The sequence below is a fragment of the Leptolyngbya sp. FACHB-261 genome, from assembly GCF_014696065.1.
Classification (GTDB): domain Bacteria; phylum Cyanobacteriota; class Cyanobacteriia; order FACHB-261; family FACHB-261; genus FACHB-261.
In genome coordinates this window covers 165,104-191,938 of the sequence record NZ_JACJPL010000022.1, presented here as the reverse complement: position 1 = coordinate 191,938, position 26,835 = coordinate 165,104, and the positions used below count along the sequence as shown (strand labels likewise).

Here is a 26,835-nt window from a genome sequence, read left to right as displayed (position 1 = left end):
ATGAAGAATTCAGGGCTCAGATACCAACAATTTCAGTTACCAAATGCTGGTTCTCATCAACAATGCCAACCTTGAGACCTTTATCCCGAGCGTCCGTCGCCACTTTCATCAAGGTAATCGCCTTACGCAGCACATCACTCTTGGTCCCATTGCTTCTAGCTGCTAGCTCTTCGAGCACGTCGTTGAGTTCAGGAGATACGTCGAGACTGAGGCGAACCTTGCCTCTCTGCGAATGAGCAAGTTGGGCAGTCATGGGGGTAGTCCTTAAAGTGCGTTACAAAGGGATATGTGCAAGATTTACGTAAAATCTACTGCACTGTCATGACGAAAGTATCCTTGACCTCGCTGGAGTGAGGCATCCGTATTTATACTCATTTACGTAAAATCTACGTAAGCCACTCTTCAATCTAGCCCATGTGAGCAGGAAGCTCTAAGAAAAAGGTGCAAAACAGAAGAGCCCCCACAGTCGTGGTGAGGACTCTTGTATCAGAGGACAGTCTTAGGAGGATTTGAATCCTGGCTTAAGCTACTGGCGAGGCCCCTCAAGCAGCTTGACTAGATTTGGATTGGTCAAGTAGAGCGCTTAGCTTGTCCGCGAGCATGCGCTGAGGGATCAGACCAATTACCTCGTCCACGACCTGCGCATCTTTGAATAGCATCAGGGTTGGCACAGCTGTGATCCCATACTCACTGGCAACCTCTGGGTTCTCGTCTATGTTCAGTTTGCCAACTTTCACTTGACCTGCAAACTCCACTGCCAAGGCCGTGATTATAGGAGCAACCAAACGACAGGGACCACACCAAGGAGCCCAAAAGTCAACCAGCACAATCTGTGAACTCTCGAGGACCTCCTGGTTGAAGGTTTGAGCGCTTAAAGTAACAACTTCAGTGTTATTGGAAGTGTTATTGGACATGGCTTGCCTCCTAGAGGCTGATGAAATTAGAGCTAGTACAGCCTGACTGCCTCGAATGAAAGCTGTCTAGACGAGAAGCTATTCAGACGGCAAGTCATTGAAGCCATACAGCTGGACATCAAAACTATAGCATGCAAACAGTCTGAGCATCAACTGTCTACCTTTTCGTTTGTTCCTGACTAGGAACTCTGTTGATTAGCCATATTCCTTAGGGCTGAGGGCAGGCAACAGCCGTAGCTGAAAGACCGTGAGCCTCCTTGGGTATGGCAAGGCAGAATAAAGGAGTTTCGCTGTTCTAGAACTTGTGGAGTCGCTCCGGTTACATGAGTTGTCGCAACGCTCAGGTCTTCTCCTCGCGGTCCAAGCTACTTTGTCTCAGCACTTTTGAGAAAAGTGAGTGAGCCATTTTCTTCCGTTTTCCTTGATGCATTTCTGAAAAGAACACTCACGATGTCATAAAGCTTCATAACAGGAAGGCAGTAATGGATACTTCAAAAAAACTTAAGATATCGGCCTTTCTTTTGTGTGTTGCTATCCTAAAGGACTAGACTATGGCAACTTCCGTCCTGCGACGTAACAATGTACAGCTTCTAGGTCAGGGCGAGCAAACCATTGTCTTTGCTCACGGCTTTGGCTCAGATCAAACGGCTTGGCGACATCAAGTTGCAGCCTTCAAAGACAGATATCGGATTGTTTTGTTTGATCATGTAGGTGCTGGCAAGTCCGATTTTGCGGCCTATAGTCCGCGCCGCTACAGCAGTCTGTACAGCTATGCTGAGGACCTATTAGACCTCTGTGCTGAGTTGAAACTGAGGCAGTGCACACTGGTTGGGCATTCCGTGAGTGGCATGGTCAGCTTGCTAGCTGCATTGATTGAGCCGCAGTACTTCAAGCTGCTGATTTTCATCAGTGCATCTCCTCGCTATCTCAACGATGTTGGCTACATCGGTGGCTTTGAACAAGCAGATCTAGATAGCCTCTATGCGGCAATGTCTGCGAACTATCATGCTTGGGCTAGTGGCTTTGCTCCTATTGCAATGGGAAACCCCGAGCGACCAGAATTGGCAACTGAATTTGCCAATACGCTTGCTGCGATTCGGCCCGATATTGCCCAAGCCGTTGCTCGAGTCATCTTTCAGTCGGATCACCGAGCTGAGTTGCCACGGCTGAAGATTCCAACAGTGATCTTGCAAGCCAGCAATGACATTGCTGTGCCCAATGAGGTGGGAAAATACCTCGCCGCCCATATTCCTCAGAGTCAACTCGTTCCGATCGACGCGAAGGGTCACCTACCTCATCTGAGTGCGCCTGACGTTGTGACTCAAGCAGTTGCTACATGTCTCGCTGTTTAGCTCGCTGCCGCCTATGGTTGCTTTCTACTCGGCCTGATCGCCTGCCAACGTTCAGACCCGCCTTGCTGGGGCTGGTGCTCTTGCTGGTTGGCTTAGGTTGGCTGGAAGGCTGGAACGCAGAGTTGCTAGCCCTGATACTTTCGTTGTTGTGTGTCCTCCTACCAGCACCAGTTTCAGGCCTGTTGCTACTGTTTGGCATTGGCAGTTTAGGAATTGAACTCCACAGGATAAATGGTGGCTCAGTACGGCAGTGGGTTGAACTGACTGGCATATTGGCCTTTAGTCCATACACTCGCCAAGCACTGCTGAATATTGAATGGCGTTTGGCCTCCCAGTCAGTCCTAGCCAGGATGACCAACACCAGCTTAGGAACTACGCCTGACACGCTGATCACTTATGCGCTGAACTCACTGCGTAAGTTCACCTGTGCCGATGTAGCAGTCGCTTTACGTCAATTGGATGAGGTAACGGCTGAAGCTCTGGTTTCTCTGCCATCAGCTGCGTTTCCTGATCAGCTAACAACCCCTGCTCTGTTTACAGAAGCTCTGACGCAGAATCGCTGCCTTTACTACGAAAACTACAAGACTGCTCCAACGGCAGCTCGTACTTTATTGGCGAGAGGTGTTCGCTCTCTTGCTGTCTTGCCACTCCAGCATCTAGCGGGTGCAGAACTGAGCAGCTCAACCTCCGGTGCGATTTTATTGATCTGGAATCATCAAGTGATGATTCCGTTACACCTACGGCAGTTTATCGAATCACTGCTGGGCGAGTTACGCGCGCTGTTACAGTTCCATCACACAACTTTAAACCTAGATAAGCTACAAGTTCGCTTCGAAGCCATGCTCGAAACGATTCATCAAGGCGTGGTGTTTGTGGATGAAAGTGGTGAGCAAGGTTGGCTCAATCAAGCAGCTGCAGAACAACTAGGTCTACCTCCAGGCGCGGTAGAACCTTTGTGGCTGGCTCAAGCGATGGCTCAGCTACGAACTAATGCAGATAATCGTGAAGCGATTGCAGCGCAAGGAGCTGAATTGTTTTCACAACCTCAGGCAGAGATTCGCAACTGGAATTGGATTTTTAGCCAACCTCAACCCAAGGTGCTGAGTATTGCCAGCACGCCCACTCGCGTTCGCGATGTCCCTGGTCGCCTTTGGCTCTTGGACGATGTAACCGAACAATATTTCGGGCAGTTAGCTCTGGTTGAACGAACTCAAGAACTGTTTCAAGCAAATCAAGAACTAGAGCGGGCAAAAGCCGTTGCGGAAGCTGCAACCTTAGTCAAAAGTCAATTTCTGGCGAACATGAGCCATGAAATCCGTACCCCGATCAACGGCATTATCGGTATGACGGATTTACTTTTAGACACAGAATTAACTCCCCGGCAGCGCGATTTTGTCGGAACAGTTCAGAACTGTGGCAACACTTTGTTGGCTTTGATCAATGATATTCTTGATCTCTCAAAAATCGAATCAGGAAGGCTAGAACTAGAACGACGTTCTTTCGACCTCAGAAACTGTATCGAACATTCACTAGATCTAATCGCCCTCAAAGCTGCTGAGAAAGGCATCGAGGTTGCCTACTTAGTGCCTCTAGAAGTTCCTAACCTACTCACCGGGGATGAAACACGGCTACGCCAAATTCTTGTAAACCTGCTTAGCAATGCCATTAAGTTTACAGAGGTGGGGGAAGTAATTCTCTCCGTGTCTGCAGAACTGATGCCGGGTCCGAGTTCTGAAGCTGACTGCACGCTTTCGGCAGTAAAATACAAGTTTCAATTTGCGGTTAAAGATACTGGTATTGGCATCGCTGTAGATCGCATGGGGCGCCTATTCAAATCCTTCAGCCAAGCCGATGCCTCGACCACCCGGCAGTATGGTGGAACTGGTTTGGGATTAGCGATTGGCAAACAGCTAAGTGACATGATGGGTGGGCAAATGTGGGCCGAAAGCCGGGCTGAGATCGCAGGCAATCCTCCTCCTGACTGGCAACCCTCTAGCGATTCTGATAGTGTGGGATCCACCTTTTATTTCACTATCGTCACTGAGGCTCAGCCGGAGCTATTACCTAGTGACGCAGCCCAATCCTCCTCGCAGTTGTCTGAGAAACGGTTGTTGATTGTGGACGATAATAGAACCAGTCGTCAGATTTTGACCTTGCAAACTCAGGCTTGGGGGATGATTGCGCAAGCTGCTGCGTCAGGTAGAGAAGCCCTTGACTATTTGCGTCAAGATAAGTTCGATATTGCTATTTTGGACCTGCAAATGCCTGAAATGGATGGTCTAACTCTAGCTGTAGAAATCCGCCAGCAACCAGACTACCAGACGCTGCCCTTGGTGATGCTGACCTCTCTCAGCAGAGCGGGGTTTGAAGGGTCCAATTCGACGGTGAATTTCTCGGCCTTCTTGACCAAGCCAGTCAAACATTCCCAGCTCTACAAAGTTCTTCGGCAAATTTCAAGCAAAGCAGCTTCTTCTACCCTGCCGGTTCAAGCTGACCTACTTCAACCCAATTCAGAACTTTCTCGACATCATCCTTTACGGATTTTGCTAGTTGAAGACAATGCAGTGAATCAAAAAGTCGCTTTGCTGCTATTGAACAGCCTAGGCTACCAGCCTAATGTGGCAGGCAATGGCTTAGAAGCTCTAGCTTTGCTCAAACAGCAGCAATACGATGTTGTGCTGATGGATATGCAGATGCCAGAGATGGACGGTCTAACCGCAACACGTTGTATTCGGGCTCAATGGCCGGAGGCTGAACAGCCTCGAATCATTGCGATGACAGCGAATGCCATGTATGGCGACCGTGAAATGTGTCTGGAAGCAGGCATGGATGATTATATTACTAAGCCCATTCATGTAGAGACTCTAATTCGATCGCTCAGCCACGGCAAACCTGAGTCTCAATCTGAGCTTCAACCTGGAGGCTCAAAGCAACCGGCTTTGGTCCCAGTCAGCATTGACTTTAAGGTGATTCAATCGCTAAGGAAGGCTTTGGGTCAGGGCGCCTCAGAAGTTCTAGCAAGGGTGATTAAGCTGTATCTCAAGGATGCGCCAGAGCTGATTAAAGGGATGCATACTGCCATCACTCAACGCGATTCAGCAGGGCTCAAGCAGGCTGCCCATACCCTTAAGGCTAGCAGCGCGACTCTAGGTGCGGCGTTGCTAGCAGAATACTGCAAAGAGCTAGAACGGATGAGCCGCTCTGAGACGGTTTTCATAAATTTAGAGACTACTTTAGAGAAAATATTTCAGCTTGAGGCTGAGTACGAAAAAGTCAAAGAAGTTTTACAGAAGGAATATCAAAGTCCCTAAGAAGATGAACACGATTTCTAAAACTGATTTGCCCTTGATCCTGGTAGTAGACGACGACAGCGCTATGCGGCTGCTTTTGGTTCAAGTACTTAAACAGGAAGGATACCAGGTTGTTGAGGCTAGCAATGGAGAACAGGCCTTAGATGCTTTCACTCGTCTCAAGCCAGATATTGTGCTGTTGGATGCAGTGATGCCAGTGATGGACGGCTTCACCTGCTGTTCAAAGCTGCGCAATCTGACGGATGACGATGGCACACCTGTCCTGATGATCACTAGCCTTGAAGAGCAGGAGTCAGTGGACCAAGCCTTCGAGGTGGGTGCAACTGACTACATTACCAAACCCATTCATTGGGCAGTTCTTCGCCAACGTGTACGCCGCTTAACTCAGGCCAGACGGGCTACAAAGGATTTACGCCAGCAAGCTGAGCGAGAACAACTTATGGGCACTGTAGCCCAACGCATTCGTTCTTCTTTAAACCTGGAAGAAGTTTTAAATACAACTGTGGCAGAAGTTCGTCAATTTCTTCAAGTTGACCGAGTGCTTATTTACCAATTTGTGCCAGAGCAAAGTGGTGTAGTTGTTGTGGAGTCAGTTGAGAAACCCTGGCCATCCACACTCGGTCAAACTGTGGCTGGTCTTTGTTTTCCTCAAAATTGTATTCAGCTTCATAGACAAAATCAGGTTCAAGCCACAAAAAATATTTGTGCTGAGAGGTTCGATTCTGGTTACCCTGACTTTCTGGCTAAATTCCAGGTTAAAGCCAATTTGGTGGTGCCCATCTTACAAGAGGAAGAACCCTGGGGTCTTCTGATTGTTCATCATTGTGCTACAAATCGTCAGTGGCAACCACTGGAAGTTAATCTGCTTCAACAGTTAGCAACCCAAGTCGCGATCGCAATTCGACAATCTCAGCTTTATCAAAAGGTACAGCAGCTCAATACTGGCCTTGAGCAGCAAGTACAGCATCGCACTCTCCAATTGCAAAAGGCTTTGGAGTTTGAAGCAACCCTAAAACGGGTTACTGACAAGGTGCGGGACAGCCTTGATGAGAACCAGATCCTACAAACTGCCGTACGAGAGTTAGCGCTGGCGCTTAATGTCGATTGTTGTGACACTGGGCTGTATAACCTGATAGAAGCAACTTCTACTATTAGCTGTCAGTATACAAACTCACTTTCCTCCTCTCAGGGGCTGGTAACCAGAATGGCAGATTACCCTGAGATTTATTCTCAGTTATTGCAAGGGCAATTTGTGCAATTTTGCAAAACTTTTTACAGTCCTACTCACAAGCAAGTGACTGCACTGGCTTGTCCTATTTTTGATAATCAAGGAACCCTAGGTGATTTGTGGTTGTTTAAGCCAAAAGATTGCACCTTCGATGAACAAGAAACCCGCTTGATTCAACAGGTTGCAAATCAATGTGCAATTGCGATTCGCCAAGCTCGACTTTATGAAACGGCACAAATTCAGGTTAGAGAACTAAAAAAACTTAATCAACTTAAAAATGATTTTTTGAGCACAGTTTCTCACGAATTACGCACACCTGTTACCATCATTAAAACAGCACTTCAGATGCTGGAAATCACCATTGATCGAGAATATAAATCTTTCTCAGGGATGGCAAAGCCTACGGTGGAATGTGGCCCAGCAGCTCGTTATTTTGAGATTTTGAGCAATGAGTGTGAGCGGGAGATCAAATTAATCAATGATCTGCTGCGTTTGCAGGAACTGAACGCAGGCACTCGGTCTTTAGAGCATGCCGTTATTGACTTGCAAGATTGGTTGCCTCGGGTTGTGGAACCTTTTTTCAGACGGGCACAAAGCCAAAATCAAAGATTGCAACTCAATCTGTCTCCGAATCTGTCTCCTTTACTCTCGGATTCCTTTGGCTTGGAACGCATTCTGACCGAGCTACTGAACAATGCTTGCAAGTACACGCCACCCGAGGAAACGATTATTGTTGCTGCTTGCACCGAAGGGGGGGTTACGAAACTTAGTGTGAGCAATTCTGGTGTGCAACTTTCTCAACAGGAATTGAGCTGTATCTTTGACCAGTTTTACCGTATCCCTTGTGAGGAGCCAGGGAAGCATGGTGGAACTGGTTTAGGTCTCGCTCTAGTTCAAAAATTGGTGGCCTCTCTAGGGGGCTCGATTGACGCTGAAAGCACAACTGAGTGCACCTGCTTTCGGATCGAACTACCCCTGATTGCCTTGACTACCAGAAGTAATGGTACGGCAGCACTGTGAGCTTACAGGATGAGCATAACTCCTATTGAGCCCTTGACGAGTCCGTAGCAGTTTTGTAGCATGCCTGTAGTAGACAGCTTCTTTTGTGAACCAGCATGAACTAAACCTTTGCAGCGCAGTTTCTCTTTCTAATGGCCAGTCCATGCATTAATCACAAGTCCAGTGTCAGCTAACCCTCGACTGATCAAAATTAGTAGGTATCTGAGTAAGCACCTACGGCATCAGCCTGAGGCCCTCGGCCTTACCCTAGCCCCGGGGGGTTGGGCCAGCGTAGAACAGCTTCTAGCTGCTTGTGCACAGCATCATTTTCCAATTACGTACTCCGAGTTAGAGAACGTAGTCGCGACGGACGATAAACAACGCTTCTCATTTGATGCAACTAGGTCACTCATCCGAGCCAATCAGGGTCATAGTATTCCAGTAGATTTTCAGTTAGAGCCTGTAGTTCCTCCTGCGCTGCTTTACCACGGTACAGGGGCAAGTTCAGTAAAGCCCATCCTACGTTCGGGTCTGTATAAAATGTCGCGGCATCACGTCCATTTATCCTTGGATAAGGTAACAGCCCAAGCCGTAGGCGCGCGGCATGGTCAACCGGTAGTATTTGCTGTCGATGCGGCTGCGATGTACCAAAACGGCTTTCAGTTTTACTGCTCTGCCAATGGGGTTTGGCTGGTTGATCAGGTGCCACCTGAGTATCTGCAACTAATATCTGCAACTAATTTAAATCCTTCGCATTAGCCTGAAGGTTGTACTCCACGGTGCAGAGCTTGCAAGGCAAGTAATCCTGCTCCATAAGCAGGAGCATGCCGTGGCTGCACGATCTGAATTGTGGGTGTGAATCCAACCAGCGCAGCTTCAAATTGCTGCTGCATTTTGGCCCGTCCTTGCCAAACCTTGCCAGTCAGGACAACCTCACAACGGGCAGCTTCACTAAATAGATCTTTGACAACAACCTGAGTGGCCAGAGCTAGTTCTCTGATCGCTGCTTGGATGATATCTGTCGCAATTTTGTCCCCTTCAGCTGCTGCCTCATCAACAAGCGGTGCTAGGGCTGCAATCTCCTTGGCTCCCCAGCCTCGGCGATAGACAACTTCTACCAAGTCTGCCAAATTGCTTAAGCCTAGGTGCTGCAGTAGACGATTTTTAAGGCTGGTTGGGCCTAAGCGGCCATCCTCAGATTTAAGGACCGCCCTCAGACTAGCAATGGCAATATCATAGGCGCTACCTTCATCTCCCAACAGATAACCCCAACCTCCAACTCGCCGCGTCATTCCTTGCTGATTGCGCCCAAATATCGCAGAGCCGGTACCGGCGATGACCACGACTCCTACAGAATGGCCAAGCCCTCCCATCAATGCAATCTCAAAATCATTGCAAATGACCGTTGTAGACGGTTGGAGCGACCAGAGCAGTGGCAACGCACTATTGATCACTAATTGTTGTATCCAACAATGAGCTAGTTGGACATCTTGCCATCGCCCAACCCCTGCTAGGCCCAGGCAAAGAGCCTTAATTTCTATAGTACTGATTGACTGTGTAACAATTGGCTGTGTAGCTTGTTGCATTGCCGAAATAATCGAATTGCAAGCTATCTCAGCACCAACGGTCTGATAATTTGAAGGGCCTGCCATGCCTTGACCCAACAATTGACCTGTATCATTTAGCAGGAAGCAAGTGGTTTTGGTGCCTCCTCCATCAATTCCCAAGACATAGCTCATGGGCAATTTGGATTAAGCTAATAGCAGTAAATCTGTGGAATGGCCTTTGGCAACAATCCTGCTCATCTCTTGGGGTAGCCGCAAACTCTTCTGAGATGATGTCATCAATACTTCCAATAATTTCACCAAACCTATTACAACGTGAAACATGCCTAGAAAGAAAGCAGAACCAGAAACCTCCAAGCCTGAAACCGCTCAACCGTTGACCGGACGTGAGTTGTTAGACAAAGTCAAATCCCTCACAGGCTTATCGAAAAAGGAAAAAGCTCGTGCTTGTGGTTATGTTTCAACGACTCCCAGCCGAGGCGAACAGGTTAACCTCATTGAGTTCTACAAGGCACTGATTGAAGCAGAAGGAATTGTCCTTGATGACAGAGACAAAGTGGCTGGGCAGAGTCGCGGAGGACGCAGCGCTAGCTACAATCTGAAAGTGCAGAAAAATGGACAGGTAATGATTGGTGCGGCTCATACTCGTCAGATGGGACTTGAGCCAGGTGATCAGGTAACACTCAAGGTTGGGCGCAAGTACATTCAACTGCTGATCGATAACCAGGAAGAAGATTGACGTTGATTGTCGCTTGGGATATCGGCACAAACTGATTGCTTCTTCTGAGCCGGAGCTAGAGTGGTTGTGTTAGCAATACGGAGCTCCGGCTCCAGCATGTCTAAAGTTTGGAGACTATTACCGATCCAGGCTTGCTTGGCAAAGCTAAAAGCAGGCCAGAAATGGTTGGGTCTGATTGTGGTATTTGAGGTTACAGAAACGGAACGCTACCAGCACCCGATGATCGTGGTTTCAAAACTGGCTGGGTATTGCTCCACTAGCATGTTCATCGAAAGTAGGTTTTGCTCTCAGTGAAGTCCGACTGTAGATCGACGTGTTTGCATGTGTTCGGGGAAGCCCTTGATTAACTTAGTCTCCGGTGATTTATACGTTAACGCCTTGCTCGTTTGTTTACGAAGGGCGACCAGAGATTCAGCCATTTTGATCGCTGCAGCAACTGAATCGATCACTGGAACGCCTAAGCGTTGCTCTAGTTCGGTGTCTAGCCCACTCATGCCAGCACACCCTAGACAAAGAGCCTCAGCACCATCCTGAATAGCCTCTCGTCCAGCAACTTCCAACGCCTTGAGCGTAGCTTGCCGTGCCTGCTCGGTTTCGAGAACTGAGAGTTCGGTGGTGCGCACTGCAACACAGCGGTGACCAAAGCCTGTTTTGTGAATGGTTTTCTCAACCATGTCCCGAACCCGATGTAGGGTTGTCACTACGCCCCAACGGGCAGCTAGCATATTAGCCACATACATACTGGCTTCGGCAATGCCAACGACAGGCCGAGTAGTGAGCTCTCGGGCCCCTTCTAAACCCGGATCACCCCAACAAGCAATCACAAAGGCATCAGACTTGCCATTGTCTAGAATAATCTGCTCAAGAATGCCGGGAATGGCTAAATATTCATCGTAAAAACCTTCAATAGATTCAGGGCCGGCTTGGGGTTGAACTGTGATCACTTCAGTTCCAGGCAGCTTTGCCGCCTGAGCTGCTTGATCAATGCCGCGCGTCATTGGCTCAAACGTATTGCCATTAATGACTTTAATCCGCATTGGGCGCTCAGGCAGCATAGCCTTGTTCCTCGTTTTTTTGCTTTAGTAAACGGCAATTCAGAATTGTCCTCTGAGAACTTCGAAGATATTTTCTAGCACTCCACTCGAGTTCTCAAAAGGACGTGGCTTCATAACTGGGTCTATCCCTCATATCTGCTCTGCCTGAGTTCTGCTCTGCCTAAGCAATGTGTCCTTCATTAAAATGTTTCCCGAGCCGTAAACTGTATCTCTAGACACCTTGCTAGCCAAGACTACTTGCAAAGTAGCAGTGGCAAATGAATTTGTGGCCCAAACAGTGCCAAAAAGCGTATTCAACAAGGTCCAGATCAAGTACTATCTGCTCTAGTGGACCCTGACTGCGAACGTCACAATTAGCACACCGCACTACCTAAATTGCTTTGCTTCTGCCTACTAAACTCGACCCTCAGGTCAAAGCATTGATCGATGCAGCCTATGCTCTTAACCCAGAGCTAGAGGTTTGGCAACTCCTTCAATTTATAGAGCGCACACTTCGCGTCAAAGACCCGCTTAGGAGCAGTGCTCTCAAAGCCTACGTTGAGGAGGTCGCCTTTCTTCAACTTAGGGCAAGGACTCGGGAGCAATGGCTGATGAAGCAAAAGAGCCGTGCCAGCCTGCGCAAAGAAGTGCGTCTGTGGTTGGAGAGCTTTCTAGAAGATCCCTGTCCTGAAAGCCGAGAGGCTTTCGATCAGGCTCTCAGCTCCTACGTTCAGGCTTGCTACCCTCAACCTCAACAAGAACCTGCTCCCTAAAGTAGGCCCGTACAGCTACTGTCAAGCTCAATCGTGAACACTGCCATCGGGCATTGTGGCTCGATGTAGATTAGCGTCATCGAAGTCGGCATCAATCAAGTAAGCCTCACTCAAGTCTGCCTCTAGCAGATTGGCCTCCCTAAGATCGGCACTCCAGAGATTAGCTCTGTTGAGATTAGCTGCTTTGAGATCTGCCTCTCGCAGATCCGCTCGTCGCAAATTGCTGTTGCTGAGGTTGGCTTCTTGCAAGTTGGCTGCCATCAGATCCGCTTCAGTCAAATCCGATTGCCGTAAGTCAGCCTGTGATAATTCAGCCTGATTGAGTTTGACCCGCCGCAAATTAGCATTGTTCAGCTCTACCTGCTGCAATTCAGCATGGTTCAAGCTGGTTCGTCGCAAGTTGGCACCGTCCAAATTAGCCTGGGAGAGGTTAGCTCCGTCTAGCTCTGCATCAGTTAAATTTGCTTCTTGCAGGCTAGCCTGTTGCAGTTGTGCTTCGGGTAGTTTCGCCCAATTTAAATCCGCTCCTGCTAAACTGGCACTCTTCAATTGAGCCTCTGCCAATTCAGCACGATTCAGCTTAGCACCGCTGAGATTTGTTTGGGTCAAATCAGTATCAGTGAGATTGGCCTCGCGTAAATCAGCCCAACTCAGATCGGCGTGACTGAGATTAGCGCTGTGCAGGTTCGCCGCTTTGAGATTTGCCTCACAAAGATTAGCACCGCTGAGGTTAACGCCGCTCAAATCAGCTCCCTTCAGGTTAGCGGCTCGAAAATCGCGTTCCCCGCTGCTGTAACGCTCTAACAGTTCTCTAGCCAGCATTCCTGAAGCCTCACTTGCCTAAACTCTACAGGGCTCATCGTGGTCGCTGCCAATGATATTCACATCCCCTGCGGGTTTGAATCTATAAAAAATACGGCTCCAAATACTGGAGCCGCAACTTCGTTCTGTCGTTCTATCGGTCGTTCTATCAGATGTCGTCTCTTGTTCTCATCTCACAGATTCACTGGAGATTCACTGGAGGATGCACCAGGGTCAGAAGCTCATTGTTGTTAGATATTGGACGAAAGCATCACACTCAGCATCGAGCATTGCCGTCGCTAAGTCTCGGCCTGTACCTAGGCCCGCAGAATCTTCATCCAAATATTGCACCATCCACCAATTCTCCTCCTCCCGCTTCGCAAGATAGAGGGCATTGGGGTTAGCAAAGTCGTAGTCAGCCGTGTTGATCTTGAACATCACAATTCACCGTTGCAGGGTCTAGTGAGTGAGCTGGGCAAGGTCTATGCCTTGATGCAGCTCAGGTGGGAGATTGACCCTTGCTGTCCCAATCAGTTGCCATGCTTTAACTCTGTTCCCTACAGAGAAATCTAGAATCCGGGAGGTAACTGAAATTGCTTTGTTTATGTTGAAGACGTAATTACGTGTTTACACTTGCTTTGGCTTGCTTCTGGGGTAGTAGCGTTGCTTCGGGGTCCAATCCCCCATCTTCCAAACCCTGCCAAACCTAATTTTCCAAAGCTCCAACCTCCTCTTCGCCTTGTCTCAGGCTTCTGCTGACGTGCCAAGGACCGGTAGAGGGACCATGTCCCTAACCCAAGCTCGACACAATGCTTGACCAGCCGCTGCAATAGGTTCAAGGTCCAGTAGAGGTAGACAGGATTCTACCCATATACAGACGGGATCAACACCTTAGCTTAGCTAGACTATGTTTACAAAACTTAAAAATTGACTTAGTTCGCCCAAAAGAAAGACTGTTATGCCTCACTTATTAGAAGCAACAAAAGAGTACTGGAAAAAGCTAGATGAGCTAGAAACTGCCTATCAGCGTGGGGAAGTTTCGCTGGAAGAAGTAGATGCCAAGGTGCCCAAATTGATGGCAGAGCTGGGGCAGGAACGGCGGGCTGCATTGGCTGCGATTGTCAGTAGCTGGAGCCGACTTTGGGATGAGCAAAGAGAGACAGTAGTGGGTATGTCTCTGCTTGGAATCTTTACTTGGATTTGGCTTGTACTTCGCTAGGAAAACTTGAGAAATCTTAGCTACAAACACAGATGAGCAATAGTCATATTAGAAGCAGCCAAGCTAAAGCTAGCCTAGCTGGGACTCTAGGGTTCTAAACTTGAAAACTGTGAAATAGTGCAGCTGTCCTCGGCCCCATTGCCGGGAGCGATAAAGGGAGCCAGTTTTTGGGCACCCTTGTTAAAAGCAGGTGCCCAGAAACCTGCTGGTTGAAATACCTGACAGGTATGCCTGCAACTTGGACCACCGAACAAATTCTGGCCCTTGCTCCTGATGCCAGTTCTGCTAAGGCTGGCAAGAGTCTGGCAACTCTACGCAAGTGGCAGGTGCTGGGGCAGAACGAGCAAGTAATTTGGGGAGAGTGCCAGGGCAGCGGTAAGAATCCCTACCAAGCCCAAATTGAGCTAAGCGAACCAGCCTTCCGCTGTAGCTGTCCCAGCCGCAAGTTTCCTTGCAAGCATGGCCTGGGGCTACTTTTATTGTTTGAGGCTCAGACCAACGCCTTCATCTTCAATTCACCGCCCGCATGGGTCACGGCTTGGCTGGCCAGTCGCAGCCAGCGTGCCGAAAAGCAGGCTCAGAAACAGGCCCAGAAGGAGCGCTCCGATGCTGTTGCAGACCCTGCGGCTCAAGCTCGAAGGCTGGCACAACGGCAGGCCAAGCTGACAGCAGGCTTACAGGATCTCGAACGCTGGCTTCAAGATCTCATCCGGCACGGGCTAGCTACTGCTCAGAACCAGCCCTACAGCTTTTGGGATGGGCCAGCCGCTAGGTTAGTAGATGCCCAAGCCCCCGGTCTAGCCCGTCAACTGCGGGAAATGGCAGGAATTCCTCGCTCAGGTACAGGCTGGCCGGATCGGCTGTTGGAACGGCTTGGCCGTGTGCATCTGCTAATTGAAGGCTTTCGGCGTTTGGAAGCCCTGCCCCCCAATGTGCAAGCCGACATTCGCGCTGGCATTGGTTGGACCCAAAAGCTAGGAGATGGCGACCAAGGACCGAGTGATGGCGTCCAGAGCCAATCCCTAATCCCTAACCCTCAATCGCTTGTAGATCGCTGGTCTGTTTTGGGACAGCGCACCGAAGACCAGGAGCGTTTGCGGGTTCAACGCACTTGGTTGTGGGGACAAAACAGCGGGCAATCAGCACTCTCGCTACACTTTGCCGTTGCCAACCAACCCCTCGATACCAGCCTAATACCAGGGACTTGCTTAGAGGCAGAGCTGGCATTTTATCCCAGCAACTATCCCCTACGTGCCCTGGTTCAACAACGTCAGGGTTTGCCTCTACCTCTGGATGACTTGCCTGGGTATTCCAACCTTGGAGTTGCCTTGGCAGAGTACGCCAAGGCTCTGGCCTGCAATCCTTGGTTGGAGCAGTTTCCTCTCGCGCTCAACCAGGTAATTCCCCTACGCCAAGCCGAGACTTGGGCAGTGCGCGATGAAACCGGCCATCTACTGCCACTGGCCCCTAACTTTGTGCAGGGCTGGCAATTGCTGGCCTTGAGTGGTGGTCAGCCGCTCAGTCTCTTTGGTGAGTGGAATGGGGAAACTTTACTGCCCTTAAGCGCCTGGGCCGAGGGGCGATTCATACGGTTCTAGTGGGAGGACAAGCATGGGGCTGTGGCAGGAGATCATCAGCGTTGCACTAGTGGGTACCGAGCGGCAATCTTTAAGCTTGGCGGGCGCTGATGCTGCGCTTGGGGACTTTTTGAGCCACTTAGAGGCAAAGGAATCAGCGCCGCAGCTACTCAGCGCGGCAGCAGTAGTTGCTCATTGGCAGCGAGCAGGACAATTGCCAATGAGCGCTCCACCAGCTCTGCTAGAACCTTGTGAGCGAGAAGAGTTGCCTCACTGTAGTTCTCGGGCGGGGCAATACCTGACTTTGATGTTGCAAGGGCAGTACAAAGAGCTAATTCCCGAATGGTTAGCCAGAGTGGCTGCTGCAGGGCAACGTGTGCCCGAACAACATCTGCCGGAATTGCTGGAACTGGGACGTACCCGCCCTGAGTTGCACGAGCTGATCCCGAATGTGCTGGGCAAGCGGGGCCACTGGTTGGCAGCACAGAACCCGGATTGGAACTACGCAGTTGCAGGAGATGACGAAACCCTGTGGCAAACCGGTAGCCGAGCTGCTCGACTGTTGATCCTGGAACGACTGCGGTTGGCCGAGCCGGAGCTGGCCCGTGAACGGCTAATTACGACCTGGAGCCAAGAGCTTGCAGACGACCGAGCAGCGTTTTTGGGAACCTTGCGGGCTGGGCTGAGTTTGGCGGATGAGCCGTTTTTAGAACAGGTGCTGGACGAGCGAGGAAAGCAGGTACGGCGGATCGCAACGGATTTGCTGGCTCGCTTGCCAGAGTCACAACTGTGTCAACGGATGGCCGAACGAGTGCTTCCCCTACTCCAACTGACACCTGAGCCGAGACTAGAGGTGAGCCTGCCGGAGGCCTGCGACAAAGCCATGATCCGCGATGGCATTGAGCCGCAACCGCTTCATTCCAGCTTGGGAAAGAAAGCTGGGTGGTTGCGTCAAATGCTTGCAGCTACAGTACTTTCGCGCCTGGAAGTAAACTTAAATGCCACGCCTGCTCAGCTAGTGCAAGCAGCAAATGCAGGGGAGTGGGCACAAGCACTGCTAGAGGGGTGGGTTACAGCCGCAGAACGGCAGCAGAATCAGGTTTGGGCGGAAACACTGCTGCGTGAGTGGCTCAGTGGAAGAACACCAGGAATTGCGGTCGAGGGGCTGATGGCCGTGTTGCCACCTGCAACGCGAGAGGCAGTCTTGTTGCCTTTGTTGCAGAGGGATGGGGGCCAGCAGCCTAACAAGCGTTCGATTGCACTGCTCATCCAAGGCTGTCAGCATGCCTGGAGCCCTGAGCTGAGCCGCATCTACCTGCGCATCAGTGCGGACTCTACTAATGCAGAATTGTTCTCTTGGCTAGCCCAATCCCGTACTCAGATCATCCGCTGTTTGGATCCAGCCTTGCTTGAGGAAGCAGCTACTGCTTGGGCTCCAACCGACCAGACGCGACCGGCCTGGTGGCAGCGCCACCTAGATGAGGCCCTTGCTTTGCTGCAATTCCGCCACGACTTGATCAAGGAGATCACGCCATGACTGCAACTGTGCTGCGCCAACATGCCGAACAGCAGTTTGCCGAGGAACTACACGAACTCGTCCGAGCTGATAGCCGCCAACGTCCTCCTAGTTGGCAGCTTTCGCCCTGGGCGGTGTCCACTTACCTGTTGGGCGGCAAGCTCGACAACGGCTTTGAGATCTCGCCCAAGTACATTGGCAGTCGAAGGCTGATCGAGATTGCCGTGGCGACCCTGGCTACTGACCGAGCCCTGTTGTTGTTTGGTGTGCCTGGTACTGCTAAATCCTGGGTGTCTGAGCACCTAGCCGCCGCCATTTCAGGCAGTTCCACTCTGATCGTTCAGGGCACCGCAGGCACCAGTGAGGAGGCGGTTCGTTATGGCTGGAACTACGCCCGCCTGCTGGCAGATGGCCCGTCTCTACAAGCCTTGGTGCCTAGCCCCCTGATGCGAGCGATGGAAACGGGCAAAATCGCTCGGGTTGAGGAACTGACTCGCATCCCTGCTGATGTGCAGGACTCGCTAATCACGATTCTGTCGGAGAAGACCCTGCCCATCCCCGAACTCAATACAGAGGTGCAGGCAATCAAGGGCTTTAATCTGATCGCAACGGCAAACAACCGAGATAAGGGCGTCAACGAACTCTCCAGCGCCCTCAAACGTCGCTTCAATACAGTCATTCTGCCGGTGCCCAGTAGCGCTGATGAAGAAGTCGAAATCGTGCAGCGTCGGGTTGAAAGTCTAGGGCGAGCCTTAGAGCTGCCTGCCGAGCCGCCTGCCCTAGAAGAAATTCGTCGCTTGGTCACGATCTTCCGAGAGCTGCGCAATGGCATCACTAACGATGGCAAGACCAAACTTAAATCCCCCAGTGGCACCCTGAGCACGGCCGAAGCCATTTCCGTACTCGGCCATGGTTTGGCACTGGCCGCGCACTTTGGCGATGGTTGCCTGCGATCCGGTGATCTGGCGGCGGGCCTAATTGGCGCTGTGGTGAAAGAGCCTGTGCAGGATCGAGTGATCTGGCTGGAATATCTAGAAACCGTAGTCAAGGAGCGCGATGGCTGGAAGGCTCTGTACCGAGCTTGCCGGGAAGTCACTGAATGAGCATCCATCTCTTCGGCATTCGCCATCATGGTCCTGGTTCAGCTCGTAGTTTGCGACAGGCGCTAGAGGACTTGCAGCCGGATGTGATTTTGGTCGAAGGACCGCCCGATGCCGAGTCTGTGCTGCCTCTGCTGGTCCACGCTCAGATGCAGCCTCCTGTGGCGCTGCTGATCTATAACTCCGAGCAGCCAAAACTTGCGGCTTACTACCCCTTCGCTGTTTTCTCGCCTGAGTGGCAGGCCATCCAGTTTGGCTTGAGCCGAGGTCTGCCAGTCCGCTTCATCGATTTGCCCCAGATGCATCGGTTGGTTCCGCCAAAACCGCAAGAACTAGCGGAAGCGAACTCGTCTCTAGAGGCAGAACCCTCAGAATCACAACCTTCAGAACTAGCTCAGATAGAACCAACCCCTGAACGCCTCAATTCCCTTCGCCACGACCCATTGGCCTGGCTAGCGAAAGCCGCGGGCTATGGCGATAGCGAACGCTGGTGGGAGCATATGGTCGAGCAGCGCCAGGACAGCAGCGATCTGTTCGCTGCCATCCTCGAAGCCATGACGGCTCTGAGGCAGGAAGTAGAAGACGAGCCCTTGGAGCCTTTGGAGGCTCAGCGTGAAGCTTACATGCGCTCCTGCATTCGCGCGGCCCAAAAAGAAGGCAAACGCATTGCTGTAGTTTGCGGTGCTTGGCATGCCCCTGCGCTAAGCGAGCCTTTTCCCCCAGCAAAGGCAGATGCCGCTGTCCTCAAGGGCCTCGCTAAAGCCAAAGTGCAAGCCACCTGGATTCCCTGGACCTACGGGCGGCTTACCTTGAGCAGCGGCTACGGCGCAGGCGTCGCCTCACCGGGCTGGTATCACCATCTCTGGCAAACCGCCTCGCATTCTCTAACTCCGCACGAAACCCCATCTCCCAGCGCTCAAGCCACGATCCGCTGGCTGACCCAGGTGGCTCGGCTGCTACGGCAGGCAGATTTAGATGCCTCCTCTGCCCACGTGATTGAAGCCGTGCGGCTAGCGGACTCATTAGCGGCACTGCGAGGTCATCCCCTGCCAGGATTAACCGAGTTGAATGAGGCAACCCAGGCAGTACTCTGCTTCGGCGACGAGACACCGATGCGCCTGATCCACAGTCAACTGATTGTGGGTGAAAGGCTAGGCGAAGTACCAGAAGCAACGCCTCTGGTGCCTTTGCAACAGGACTTGCTCAAGGAGCAAAAGCGCCTGCGCCTGAAGGCCGAAGTGCAAGTGCGTGAGCTCGATTTAGATTTGCGCAAAGAGAATGACCTTGCCCGTAGCCATCTTTTGCACCGATTGAATCTCCTGACTATCAGCTGGGGAAAACTGCAGCGGGTCAGCGGCAAGAGTGGCACTTTTCATGAGCTGTGGCACTTGCAATGGCAGCCGGAATTGGCTCTGGGCTTGGTTGAAGCCGGGATTTGGGGCAACACGATCCATGATGCTGCTACTGCCTTTGCCTGTGATGCTGCCCAACGCACGGCAGACTTGCCCAGCCTGACTCGATTGCTTGACCAAGCGATGCTGGCCGATCTACCCCATGCCGTCACCGAACTGATGGCCCGATTTCAATCTGAAGCGGCGCTGGCCAGTGACATTATTCACTTGATGGGGGCGCTACTGCCTCTGTCCAATGTGCTGCGCTATGGCAGTGTGCGAGCTTACGACACCGATTTGCTGAGTCACATCGTTGATGGCTTAGTCGTGCGTATTTGTCTTGGTTTGCCGGGTAGCTGTGCCTCACTGAATGACGAGGCCGCAGCCGCAATGTGCAGCCATATCAATGAAGTCCACCAGGTAGTGAGCCTGCTGCAAAACAGCGAGCACCTCACCGCCTGGCATGGGATTTTGGCCCAATTGGCAGATCAGCAGCGCCTCCACGGTTTGCTGGCAGGGCGCTGCTGTCGTCTCTTACTAGATGTAGGTCAGTGGACTGTTGAAGAGGTCGCACGGCGGATGAGCCTGTCTCTATCCACAGCCAATGAACCGAGTCAGGCCGCCGCTTGGGTCGAAGGATTGCTCAAGGGCAGCGGCCTCTTATTGCTGCATGACGACAAGCTCTGGCAAGTCCTAGATGCCTGGGTTGTCGCGATTCCCGACGACATGTTCACAGCAGTTGTGCCTTTGCTGCGTCGCACCTTCAGCAGCTTCTCGGCAGCGGAACGGCGCCAGATGGGCGGACGAGTGCGCCAAGGGGCGGTTCGTGCCACCCGGTCTGTCGCCACTGCCGACTTTGATCCAGAACGAGCCAACGCGGTCTTGCCGCTCTTGGCTCAACTGCTCGGCGTAGCGCAAGTGAGGTAATGGAGCGTGCAGAACTTTGAGACCGAGCGGCTAAGACGTTGGCGACTGATTTTGGGTCAGGATGGGGCCAACAGTGCGGGTAGTGCGGCAGAAGACTGTGACGGGCTGGGGATTGCGTTAGAGGGAACTGATTTGGCGATGGACCAAGCACTGGCAGCACTCTATGGTTCGGATCCTGGCAATCGCAAGGGCAGCTTGGGCAGTTCTGCGCCCAAAGTCAGCCGGTGGCTAGGCGATATCCGTACCTACTTTCCCAGCTCCGTGGTGCGGATCATGCAGCAGGATGCCTTGGAGCGGTTAAATCTGCGGCAGATGCTCTTGGAGCCGGAAATGCTAGAGGCTGTGGAGCCGGACGTGCATTTAGTGGCTAATCTAGTCGCTCTGGGTAGCATTATGCCCAACCAGACCAAGGAAACGGCGCGACTCGTGGTGCGCCGGGTCGTTGAAGAACTAGAACGCAAGCTTGCTAGCCCAATGCGGCAGGCAGTGATGGGTAGCCTCAACCGGGCCAGCCGCAACCGTCGGCCGCGGCACAACGAAATTGACTGGCACCGCACGATCCGAGCTAACCTCAAGCACTACCAGCCCGAGTACCGCACGATTATTCCAGAGACTCGCATCGGCTATGGGCGTAAACGCTCGGCGCTACGAGACATTGTGCTCTGTGTAGACCAAAGCGGCTCAATGGCAACCTCGGTTGTCTACGCCAGCATTTTTGCGGCGGTGTTGGCTTCACTCCCTGCCGTGCAGACCCGTCTCGTAGTTTTTGACACCGCTGTAGTTGACCTGACGGAGCTATTGCAGGACCCGGTCGAGGTTCTGTTTGGCACCCAATTGGGCGGCGGTACCGACATTAACCAGGCGCTGGGGTACTGTCAGGGTTTAATTCGGCAGCCTCAGGAAACGATTTTGGTGTTAATCAGTGACCTCTACGAAGGGGGCAACCAGGAGGAGATGCTCAAACGGGTGGCTATGCTCTTAGGGTCTGGGGTGCAAATGGTTGCCCTGCTCGCCCTCAACGACGATGGAGCTCCATCGTTTGACCACAATGTCGCGGCGCAATTTGCAAGCTGGGGTATTCCAGCTTTCGCTTGTACGCCAGAACTATTTCCCGAACTGATGGCAGCAGCAATTAGTCGCCAAGACATTTCGCAATGGGCTTCAACTCACGACATTGTGACTAGGCGCTAAATAACCATGAGTTATACCAACCCACTGTTTAATCGCTACTCATTGATCCTTCCCAACCTCCCCTTAGCAAGGGGAGAAGCCGCAGGTAGTGGGGTTTCGATTGGTAGCTCTCATTTAGAAAATTGGTATTAGAACAAAACCCCCATCTCTCAAACAAGCTCTGACCAAATTTGGTAGAAGCAATCTGAAGAGATGGAGGTTTTGAGCCTAAAGGCGATGCTAGAGGCTTAGAAGGATTTCAGGCTCAGGTGCCAGAGGTCCAGCTATTCATGTATTCGATCTGGCCTGAAGTCAGGCTGTCAACTTGGACGCCCATGCTTGCCAGTTTGAGACGGGCAATGTCTTTGTCAATGGCTTCTGGGATCGAGTGCAGGCCAGGAGCCAGTTGGCCCTTATTCTTGACCAGATATTCGCAAGCTAGCGCCTGGTTAGCGAAGCTCATATCCATCACTGCTGAGGGGTGACCTTCAGCAGCGGCCAAGTTCACCAAACGGCCTTCGCCCAAAACCACCACAGACTTACCGCTACGCAGTCGATACTCCTGAGTGAAAGGACGCACATCGCGCACTTCGGTAGCCTGTTCGCCTAGAGACTTGAGGTCAATCTCGATGTCGAAGTGACCTGAGTTGCAGACAATAGCGCCGTCTTTCATGGCCGCAAAGTGCTCGGGCCGGATGACATGCTTGTTACCAGTTACAGTGACGAACAAGTCCCCCTCAGCCGCGGCGTCTGCCATAGGCATGACTCGGAAACCATCCATTACCGCCTCGATGGCCCGTACTGGGTCAATTTCGGTGACGATGACGTTGGCTCCCATGCCTCGACCGCGCAGAGCGACTCCCTTACCGCACCAGCCGTAACCTGCGATCACCAGGGTCTTGCCTGCCAACAAAAGGTTAGTCGCCCGGATAATGCCATCTAGCGTAGATTGACCTGTGCCGTAGCGGTTATCGAAAAAATGCTTGGTGTCAGCATCGTTAACATTGATGGCTGGGAAGCTCAGAACTCCATCCCTAAACATCGCCCGCAGACGAACGATGCCTGTGGTGGTTTCTTCGGTGGTGCCAATGATTTCGCTGAGCTGGTCTGAGCGCTCTTGAACCAGGGTGGCGGTGACGTCACTGCCGTCATCAATAATGATGTTGGGACGATGGTCCAGCGCAATCTGCACATGACGGTGGTACGTATCGTTGTCTTCACCCTTCAAGGCAAAGACAGGAATGCCGTGATCAGCAACCAGGCTGGCAGCTACATCATCTTGGGTTGACAGCGGATTGCTGGCGATCAGTAAGGCATCCGCACCACCGGCTTGCAGGGCCAGAGCCAGGTGAGCCGTTTCAGTTGTGACATGGCAGCAGGCTACTAGACGAATTCCAGCCAGCGGTTTCTCGGTTGCAAAGCGTTCGCGAATCTGACGCAGCACCGGCATCTCACGTCCAGCCCACTCAATGCGCTGCCTACCCTGGGCAGCCAGGCCGAGGTCACGGACTTCGGAGCGGGGCCGGAGGGGGGTGGTCGTCATAAAAAATCTTTCTCCACAGTCGTGTCAAGGGGTGCAATGACCTACTGTAACTGACTGTAACTGATGAACACGAGAGCGCAGAGGGTTACCAATCTGAGGAGCTGCCCCACTCAGGCTCAGAAGAGACGGAGGCTTGCACTGGGGCAGGCTTATAGCGTTCTAGAATTGCCGCTGTGCTAACCAGCGTCACCGATGCGCCACAAGCTGCCCAACAGGGGCTTGGACCTGAATCGGACAATAAAGTCAGGGCCACACCGCCAAAACTAAGACAGATTACTAGCAGGGTACTGCGGCTCATGCTAAATCCTGTAAGCGAACTTAAGGCAGTGGCAGATCGCCATGCGAATTATCAAGGCAAACAATAGCGGTTCAAGGTGCTGGGCACTACATATCGAAAGACTGAGTTTATTTAGTGTTGTGCATCTGGCGTTTAGGGTGAGCCTAGGCCAGTTAGGTGATGGTAGATACTATCTAATTAGTCGCTAACTGCCTGCGCCAATCCTTTGATAGTCTACCCTCAGAGTTACAAGACAGGACCAGGGATGTCAGCCTACACCAGGAGAGCGACTACCAGTCCAACGGTCAACCGCAGTCAGCAAGACCTGCGTTCTAATTGGTTTCATTAAATAATCTGAGGCACCTAAGGTGGCACCGAGGCCTGAGTTCTCGGCTTGGCTAATCAAAATCACCGGGATTTGCGCTGTTGGGGGGTTGAGCTTGAGACGGTAGAGAGCCTGCCAACCATCCAAGCCGGGTAGCGCCGGGTCTAACAGAACCAAGATAGGAGACTGGCTCTGCGCTAGCTGCAAGCATTCCTCAGCTGAGTCAGCCCTCAATACTTGATAACCCGCCTCGCACAGGATATTTACCAAATCTAGACTGTTATCCAGGAGTAAAACTTTGGGTGAGGCTGGCATTGGCGTTGCGGTGCTTAGGTTAAGCACTGGCAGGGATGGCAAAGCCGGGTCAAGCTCGTAAGGCAGACGGTAGGGTAGTCTGACTGTAAAAGTTGAACCCTGCCCTAGAGTGCTCTCGACCTCAATCGTGCCGCCCATCAGTACCACCAGCCGTTGGGTGATCGCTAAGCCTAAGCCAGTGCCGCCGTGACGCCGCGTTGAGGACTGGTCGACTTGGCGAAACTCTTCGAAGATGGTGGCTTGATGCTGCGGGCTAATGCCAATGCCTGTGTCCCGCACGGTCAGAATCACCTGCTCTGCCAAAGCTCCACTGGTCTCCAGACAGATCTCAACCTCGCCGGTATCAGTGAACTTGAGCGCATTCGATACCAAATTGGTGAGGATCTGCCGTAAGCGCAAGGGGTCATGGTAGAGCAGACAGGGTTCGCGCTCAACCGTGACCGTTAGCCGCAGTTGTTTGCTTTGAGCTAGGGCATCAAAGCTGTCACAAACGGAGCGTACTAGCCCTGCTAGACAAAAGTCTTGCGGTTGCAGTTCTAGCCGTCCTGACTCGATCTTGCTCAGGTCCAGCACGTCGTTGATCAGATCGAGCAAATGGTTGCCGTTGCGTAGCACTCGATCCAGTAGGTCTGATTGCGAAGGGGTTAGAGGGTCTCGACGCTGACGTAGTAGGACTTGAGAGAAACCAATAATCGCATTGAGGGGAGTCCGGAGTTCGTGACTCATGCTGGCTAGAAACTGGCTCTTCAAGCGGTTGGCTTCTACCAGCTGCGTGTTTTGAGCCTCGATTTGGGCGCGCTGACGCTCCAGTGCCAGGTTGCTGGCTTCTAAGGCATTGATCAGTCGGGCATTCTCGATGGCCGTTGCAGCCTGACCGCCCAAGGCGCACAACAGGCCGATCAATTCTTGTCGGTCCACATCTTGAGCGTCGCTGTAGCCTACTAATAAAACGCCCAAAGCTCCAGCATGACTAGATTCCACCGGTACACACAGAGCAGCTGCCACGGGTGGCAGCCCAGTCAGCTGGTTGTGCTGGGGACGCAACTGTACCGGCTCTCCTCGCTCAAAGACCTGGTATAGCAGGCTCTGTTGGTCATACTTCCAAACCCGGTCAATCCAAGCGGGCTCGCCGGGTTGCGGCTCGGGGAGACCCCGAGCCGCCGCTAGAGAAAGCTGGGCGGTTTCCTGGTTGTAGAGCAGCAACACCGAGAATTCAGCCCGGTCAGTAGCTTCACTAGCCGAATTGACAATGGCCTCTAGCAGAATAGCCAGGTTGCCTAAGTGTTGATTGAGCAGACTGGTGAGATTCTGCAAAATGGCCATGCGTTTCTGCTGCTGGGCCATGACCCGGTTGGCATCTCGAATGATGCGCTCCCGCTGATAGGATTCAGTCACCTCTCGGAAGGTCATTACTGCTCCCCAGATCTGACCTTTCTGGTTGATCAGAGGCGCAGCCCGAGAACTGATCACTCGGTTCTCCATCTCTGGACCTAGCAGCAGCCAGTCTTGCTCAATGGTGCGTCCCGTGCTCAACGCCTGATTCAGGGACAGTGCTTCTAAAGGCAGGGCCTGCTGATTGAGCGTGCGTAGGTTGCAGGAACCTAGCAGTTCAGTTAGAGGAATCGGCTGGGATAGTGGTTGAGCTTTGAAAGTGCTCTCGCTGTCGTTGAGATTGAGGATGCGACGCCCCACCGAGTTGAGACGCAACACCCGTCCCTGAGGATCGCTGAGCAATACACCATCGGCCAGTTGTTCAAATAGATCAGCTAAATCATGGGCAGGCTTGGATGAACCAAGCCCCAGCATTGACCAGGGAGCCATCATGCTCATACAGAGCAAACTGCCCGACAGGGATAGCAAAGCTATTTCCTGAGCAGCTGGATCGAGTAATAGGCTCCCAACTGCTAGAACAGACAGCAAAGAGCCAGCGCTCAACCCGAAGATCATACGTCCGCTGGCGTACTGCTGGCTTCCTGTGCCCACAAAAGCAGTCATCATAGTTCTTCGAGGGAATCGCAACAACCGAATCGAAAGCAGACGCTTTAGCGTCAATTCCCCAAGGACTTGTCCTTTGAATATAAATAAATGTATAAGAAGCATAATCTTCGTGACATATCCAGAACGATAGATCCTAGAGTTCTAGGCTCTATGTCCTTATGCCAATGTTTTTAGGCTCTAATGTTGTGGTTTAGCCTCTGCAACTATCCAAATCTAGAGGCAATTTGTTAACATCAAGTTTGCAATTCTGCCTTTGCAGGTACGCGATCTCTAAAACGATGATTGTAAAATTCACCCTCGTGCTGATCTAGTGACTACGCCCCGACAAATCCTGATTGTTGAAGATGCAATGGACAACCAGGTACTCCTGGAGCATGTCTTAAGGGATGCGGGGTACTCGGTCTCGGCTGTGGACGATGGCCTGTCCGCTCTAGCATGGGTGAAGCAGCAAACGCCGGATCTGATTCTGCTAGATTTATCGTTGCCAGAGATTGATGGCTGGGAGATTGCTCGCCGCCTTAAAGCAGATCAAGACACCGCCGCAATTCCGGTGATTGCAGTGACGGCTCATGCGATGAAGGGCGATCGAGAGCGAGCCTTAGCCGCAGGCTGTAATGACTATATTTCTAAGCCAATTGATATCGAGCAGCTAGAAGAGCGAGTCGCGCACTGGCTAAGTAACCATCCTTCGCCCACGCAGCCCAACGCCCACTAGGCTAGTTAGCCCTTACCTCCAGTAGCTTATTTAGCAAGGTAACCCT

Annotated in this window: 22 protein-coding genes; 13 read left to right on the top strand and 9 right to left on the bottom strand. The window is 51.9% G+C overall.

Annotation, left to right across the window (positions count from 1 at the left end; genetic code table 11):
• Window positions 1-16: 16 nt before the first annotated feature.
• Together H6F94_RS13745 and trxA are read right to left on the bottom strand one after the other, a co-directional pair.
• Window positions 17-253, bottom strand: coding sequence for a ribbon-helix-helix domain-containing protein (locus H6F94_RS13745; RefSeq protein WP_190802802.1), 237 nt, complete (start codon window positions 251-253; stop codon window positions 17-19).
• A gap of 289 nt (window positions 254-542) precedes the next feature.
• Window positions 543-914, bottom strand: coding sequence for a thioredoxin (gene trxA / locus H6F94_RS13740; RefSeq protein WP_190802801.1), 372 nt, complete (start codon window positions 912-914; stop codon window positions 543-545).
• Between the two features lie 551 nt (window positions 915-1,465).
• Between trxA and H6F94_RS13735 the strand changes: the two genes are divergently transcribed.
• From H6F94_RS13735 to H6F94_RS13720, 4 genes are all read left to right on the top strand, one after another.
• Window positions 1,466-2,266, top strand: a complete 801-nt coding sequence (locus tag H6F94_RS13735) for an alpha/beta fold hydrolase (RefSeq protein WP_190802800.1) — start codon at window positions 1,466-1,468, stop codon at window positions 2,264-2,266.
• Entirely contained in the window at window positions 2,251-5,577 is a 3,327-nt protein-coding gene (locus tag H6F94_RS13730) for a response regulator (protein ID WP_190802799.1), read from the top strand. Before H6F94_RS13735 ends, H6F94_RS13730 begins: the two co-directional genes overlap by 16 nt.
• Before the next feature lie 4 nt (window positions 5,578-5,581).
• Window positions 5,582-7,825: a GAF domain-containing protein gene (locus H6F94_RS13725; RefSeq protein ID WP_190802798.1), complete on the top strand. Its 2,244-nt coding sequence runs from the start codon at window positions 5,582-5,584 to the stop codon at window positions 7,823-7,825.
• Window positions 7,826-7,987: 162 nt separating this feature from the next.
• Window positions 7,988-8,563: an RNA 2'-phosphotransferase gene (locus tag H6F94_RS13720; RefSeq protein ID WP_190802797.1), complete on the top strand. Its 576-nt coding sequence runs from the start codon at window positions 7,988-7,990 to the stop codon at window positions 8,561-8,563.
• Here the strand turns inward: H6F94_RS13720 and H6F94_RS13715 are convergent.
• On the bottom strand, window positions 8,560-9,543 hold the full coding sequence (locus H6F94_RS13715) for an N-acetylglucosamine kinase (protein ID WP_190802796.1): 984 nt from the start codon (window positions 9,541-9,543) through the stop codon (window positions 8,560-8,562). The two genes, H6F94_RS13720 and H6F94_RS13715, sit on opposite strands and share 4 nt — an antisense overlap.
• A 148-nt stretch (window positions 9,544-9,691) precedes the next feature.
• Here H6F94_RS13715 and H6F94_RS13710 point away from each other — a divergent pair, with 148 nt between their 5' ends.
• Entirely contained in the window at window positions 9,692-10,108 is a 417-nt protein-coding gene (locus H6F94_RS13710) for an AbrB/MazE/SpoVT family DNA-binding domain-containing protein (RefSeq protein ID WP_190802795.1), read from the top strand.
• Between the two features lie 287 nt (window positions 10,109-10,395).
• Here the strand turns inward: H6F94_RS13710 and H6F94_RS13705 are convergent, their stop codons facing one another.
• Window positions 10,396-11,163: an aspartate/glutamate racemase family protein gene (locus H6F94_RS13705; RefSeq protein ID WP_242041179.1), complete on the bottom strand. Its 768-nt coding sequence runs from the start codon at window positions 11,161-11,163 to the stop codon at window positions 10,396-10,398.
• Window positions 11,164-11,543: 380 nt separating this feature from the next.
• Here H6F94_RS13705 and H6F94_RS13700 point away from each other — a divergent pair, with 380 nt between their 5' ends.
• Window positions 11,544-11,915 carry a hypothetical protein gene (locus H6F94_RS13700; protein WP_190802794.1) on the top strand — a complete coding sequence of 124 codons (372 nt, stop codon included), beginning with the start codon at window positions 11,544-11,546 and terminating at the stop codon, window positions 11,913-11,915.
• 27 nt (window positions 11,916-11,942) lie between these two features.
• Here H6F94_RS13700 and H6F94_RS13695 read toward each other — a convergent pair whose 3' ends face one another.
• Both H6F94_RS13695 and H6F94_RS13690 read right to left on the bottom strand, forming a co-directional pair.
• On the bottom strand, window positions 11,943-12,737 hold the full coding sequence (locus tag H6F94_RS13695; RefSeq protein WP_190802793.1) for a pentapeptide repeat-containing protein: 795 nt from the start codon (window positions 12,735-12,737) through the stop codon (window positions 11,943-11,945).
• 213 nt (window positions 12,738-12,950) lie between these two features.
• A complete protein-coding gene (locus H6F94_RS13690; protein ID WP_190802792.1) occupies window positions 12,951-13,154 on the bottom strand; it encodes a hypothetical protein in 204 nt (67 codons plus the stop codon).
• Window positions 13,155-13,674: 520 nt separating this feature from the next.
• Between H6F94_RS13690 and H6F94_RS13685 the strand changes: the two genes are divergently transcribed.
• The 6 genes from H6F94_RS13685 to H6F94_RS13660 all read left to right on the top strand — a co-directional run bounded on the left by H6F94_RS13685 (window position 13,675) and on the right by H6F94_RS13660 (window position 21,637).
• A complete protein-coding gene (locus H6F94_RS13685; protein WP_190802791.1) occupies window positions 13,675-13,935 on the top strand; it encodes a hypothetical protein in 261 nt (86 codons plus the stop codon).
• A 227-nt stretch (window positions 13,936-14,162) separates the two neighbouring features.
• Window positions 14,163-15,533 (top strand): SWIM zinc finger family protein, encoded by a 1,371-nt coding sequence (locus tag H6F94_RS13680; RefSeq protein WP_190802790.1) that lies wholly within the window; start codon window positions 14,163-14,165, stop codon window positions 15,531-15,533.
• 13 nt (window positions 15,534-15,546) lie between these two features.
• Window positions 15,547-17,049 (top strand): DUF5691 domain-containing protein, encoded by a 1,503-nt coding sequence (locus H6F94_RS13675; protein ID WP_190802789.1) that lies wholly within the window; start codon window positions 15,547-15,549, stop codon window positions 17,047-17,049.
• A complete protein-coding gene (locus H6F94_RS13670) occupies window positions 17,046-18,131 on the top strand; it encodes an ATP-binding protein (RefSeq protein ID WP_190802788.1) in 1,086 nt (361 codons plus the stop codon). Before H6F94_RS13675 ends, H6F94_RS13670 begins: the two co-directional genes overlap by 4 nt.
• Complete coding sequence (locus H6F94_RS13665) at window positions 18,128-20,446, top strand: DUF5682 family protein (RefSeq protein ID WP_190802787.1); 2,319 nt, start codon at window positions 18,128-18,130, stop codon at window positions 20,444-20,446. Before H6F94_RS13670 ends, H6F94_RS13665 begins: the two co-directional genes overlap by 4 nt.
• A 6-nt stretch (window positions 20,447-20,452) precedes the next feature.
• Window positions 20,453-21,637, top strand: coding sequence for a VWA domain-containing protein (locus H6F94_RS13660; protein ID WP_190802786.1), 1,185 nt, complete (start codon window positions 20,453-20,455; stop codon window positions 21,635-21,637).
• Window positions 21,638-21,881: 244 nt separating this feature from the next.
• On the opposite strand, the gene ahcY is transcribed toward H6F94_RS13660, so the two are convergent.
• The 3 genes from ahcY to H6F94_RS13645 form a co-directional block, all read right to left on the bottom strand.
• Window positions 21,882-23,159 carry an adenosylhomocysteinase gene (gene ahcY, locus H6F94_RS13655; RefSeq protein ID WP_190802785.1) on the bottom strand — a complete coding sequence of 426 codons (1,278 nt, stop codon included), beginning with the start codon at window positions 23,157-23,159 and terminating at the stop codon, window positions 21,882-21,884.
• A gap of 85 nt (window positions 23,160-23,244) precedes the next feature.
• Window positions 23,245-23,457 carry a hypothetical protein gene (locus tag H6F94_RS13650; protein WP_190802784.1) on the bottom strand — a complete coding sequence of 71 codons (213 nt, stop codon included), beginning with the start codon at window positions 23,455-23,457 and terminating at the stop codon, window positions 23,245-23,247.
• Between the two features lie 247 nt (window positions 23,458-23,704).
• Window positions 23,705-26,074: an ATP-binding protein gene (locus H6F94_RS13645; protein WP_190802783.1), complete on the bottom strand. Its 2,370-nt coding sequence runs from the start codon at window positions 26,072-26,074 to the stop codon at window positions 23,705-23,707.
• Between the two features lie 310 nt (window positions 26,075-26,384).
• Between H6F94_RS13645 and H6F94_RS13640 the strand changes: the two genes are divergently transcribed.
• Window positions 26,385-26,789, top strand: coding sequence for a response regulator (locus H6F94_RS13640; RefSeq protein WP_313949287.1), 405 nt, complete (start codon window positions 26,385-26,387; stop codon window positions 26,787-26,789).
• Window positions 26,790-26,835: the final 46 nt, after the last annotated feature.

What these genes read in the sequence shown, in the direction of transcription:
- H6F94_RS13710 (WP_190802795.1), top strand. Translation starts at nt 9,692, where the DNA reads ATGCCTAGAAAGAAAGCAGAACCAGAAACCTCCAAGCCTGAAACCGCT.
- H6F94_RS13685 (WP_190802791.1), top strand. Translation starts at nt 13,675, where the DNA reads ATGCCTCACTTATTAGAAGCAACAAAAGAGTACTGGAAAAAGCTAGAT.
- H6F94_RS13690 (WP_190802792.1), bottom strand. Translation starts at nt 13,154, where the DNA reads ATGTTCAAGATCAACACGGCTGACTACGACTTTGCTAACCCCAATGCC.
- H6F94_RS13745 (WP_190802802.1), bottom strand. Translation starts at nt 253, where the DNA reads ATGACTGCCCAACTTGCTCATTCGCAGAGAGGCAAGGTTCGCCTCAGT.
- H6F94_RS13645 (WP_190802783.1), bottom strand. Translation starts at nt 26,074, where the DNA reads ATGATGACTGCTTTTGTGGGCACAGGAAGCCAGCAGTACGCCAGCGGA.
- trxA (WP_190802801.1), bottom strand. Translation starts at nt 914, where the DNA reads ATGTCCAATAACACTTCCAATAACACTGAAGTTGTTACTTTAAGCGCT.
- H6F94_RS13665 (WP_190802787.1), top strand. Translation starts at nt 18,128, where the DNA reads ATGAGCATCCATCTCTTCGGCATTCGCCATCATGGTCCTGGTTCAGCT.
- H6F94_RS13680 (WP_190802790.1), top strand. Translation starts at nt 14,163, where the DNA reads ATGCCTGCAACTTGGACCACCGAACAAATTCTGGCCCTTGCTCCTGAT.
- H6F94_RS13675 (WP_190802789.1), top strand. Translation starts at nt 15,547, where the DNA reads ATGGGGCTGTGGCAGGAGATCATCAGCGTTGCACTAGTGGGTACCGAG.
- H6F94_RS13715 (WP_190802796.1), bottom strand. Translation starts at nt 9,543, where the DNA reads ATGAGCTATGTCTTGGGAATTGATGGAGGAGGCACCAAAACCACTTGC.
- ahcY (WP_190802785.1), bottom strand. Translation starts at nt 23,159, where the DNA reads ATGACGACCACCCCCCTCCGGCCCCGCTCCGAAGTCCGTGACCTCGGC.
- H6F94_RS13650 (WP_190802784.1), bottom strand. Translation starts at nt 23,457, where the DNA reads ATGAGCCGCAGTACCCTGCTAGTAATCTGTCTTAGTTTTGGCGGTGTG.
- H6F94_RS13735 (WP_190802800.1), top strand. Translation starts at nt 1,466, where the DNA reads ATGGCAACTTCCGTCCTGCGACGTAACAATGTACAGCTTCTAGGTCAG.
- H6F94_RS13670 (WP_190802788.1), top strand. Translation starts at nt 17,046, where the DNA reads ATGACTGCAACTGTGCTGCGCCAACATGCCGAACAGCAGTTTGCCGAG.
- H6F94_RS13705 (WP_242041179.1), bottom strand. Translation starts at nt 11,163, where the DNA reads ATGCTGCCTGAGCGCCCAATGCGGATTAAAGTCATTAATGGCAATACG.
- H6F94_RS13695 (WP_190802793.1), bottom strand. Translation starts at nt 12,737, where the DNA reads ATGCTGGCTAGAGAACTGTTAGAGCGTTACAGCAGCGGGGAACGCGAT.
- H6F94_RS13725 (WP_190802798.1), top strand. Translation starts at nt 5,582, where the DNA reads ATGAACACGATTTCTAAAACTGATTTGCCCTTGATCCTGGTAGTAGAC.
- H6F94_RS13730 (WP_190802799.1), top strand. Translation starts at nt 2,251, where the DNA reads ATGTCTCGCTGTTTAGCTCGCTGCCGCCTATGGTTGCTTTCTACTCGG.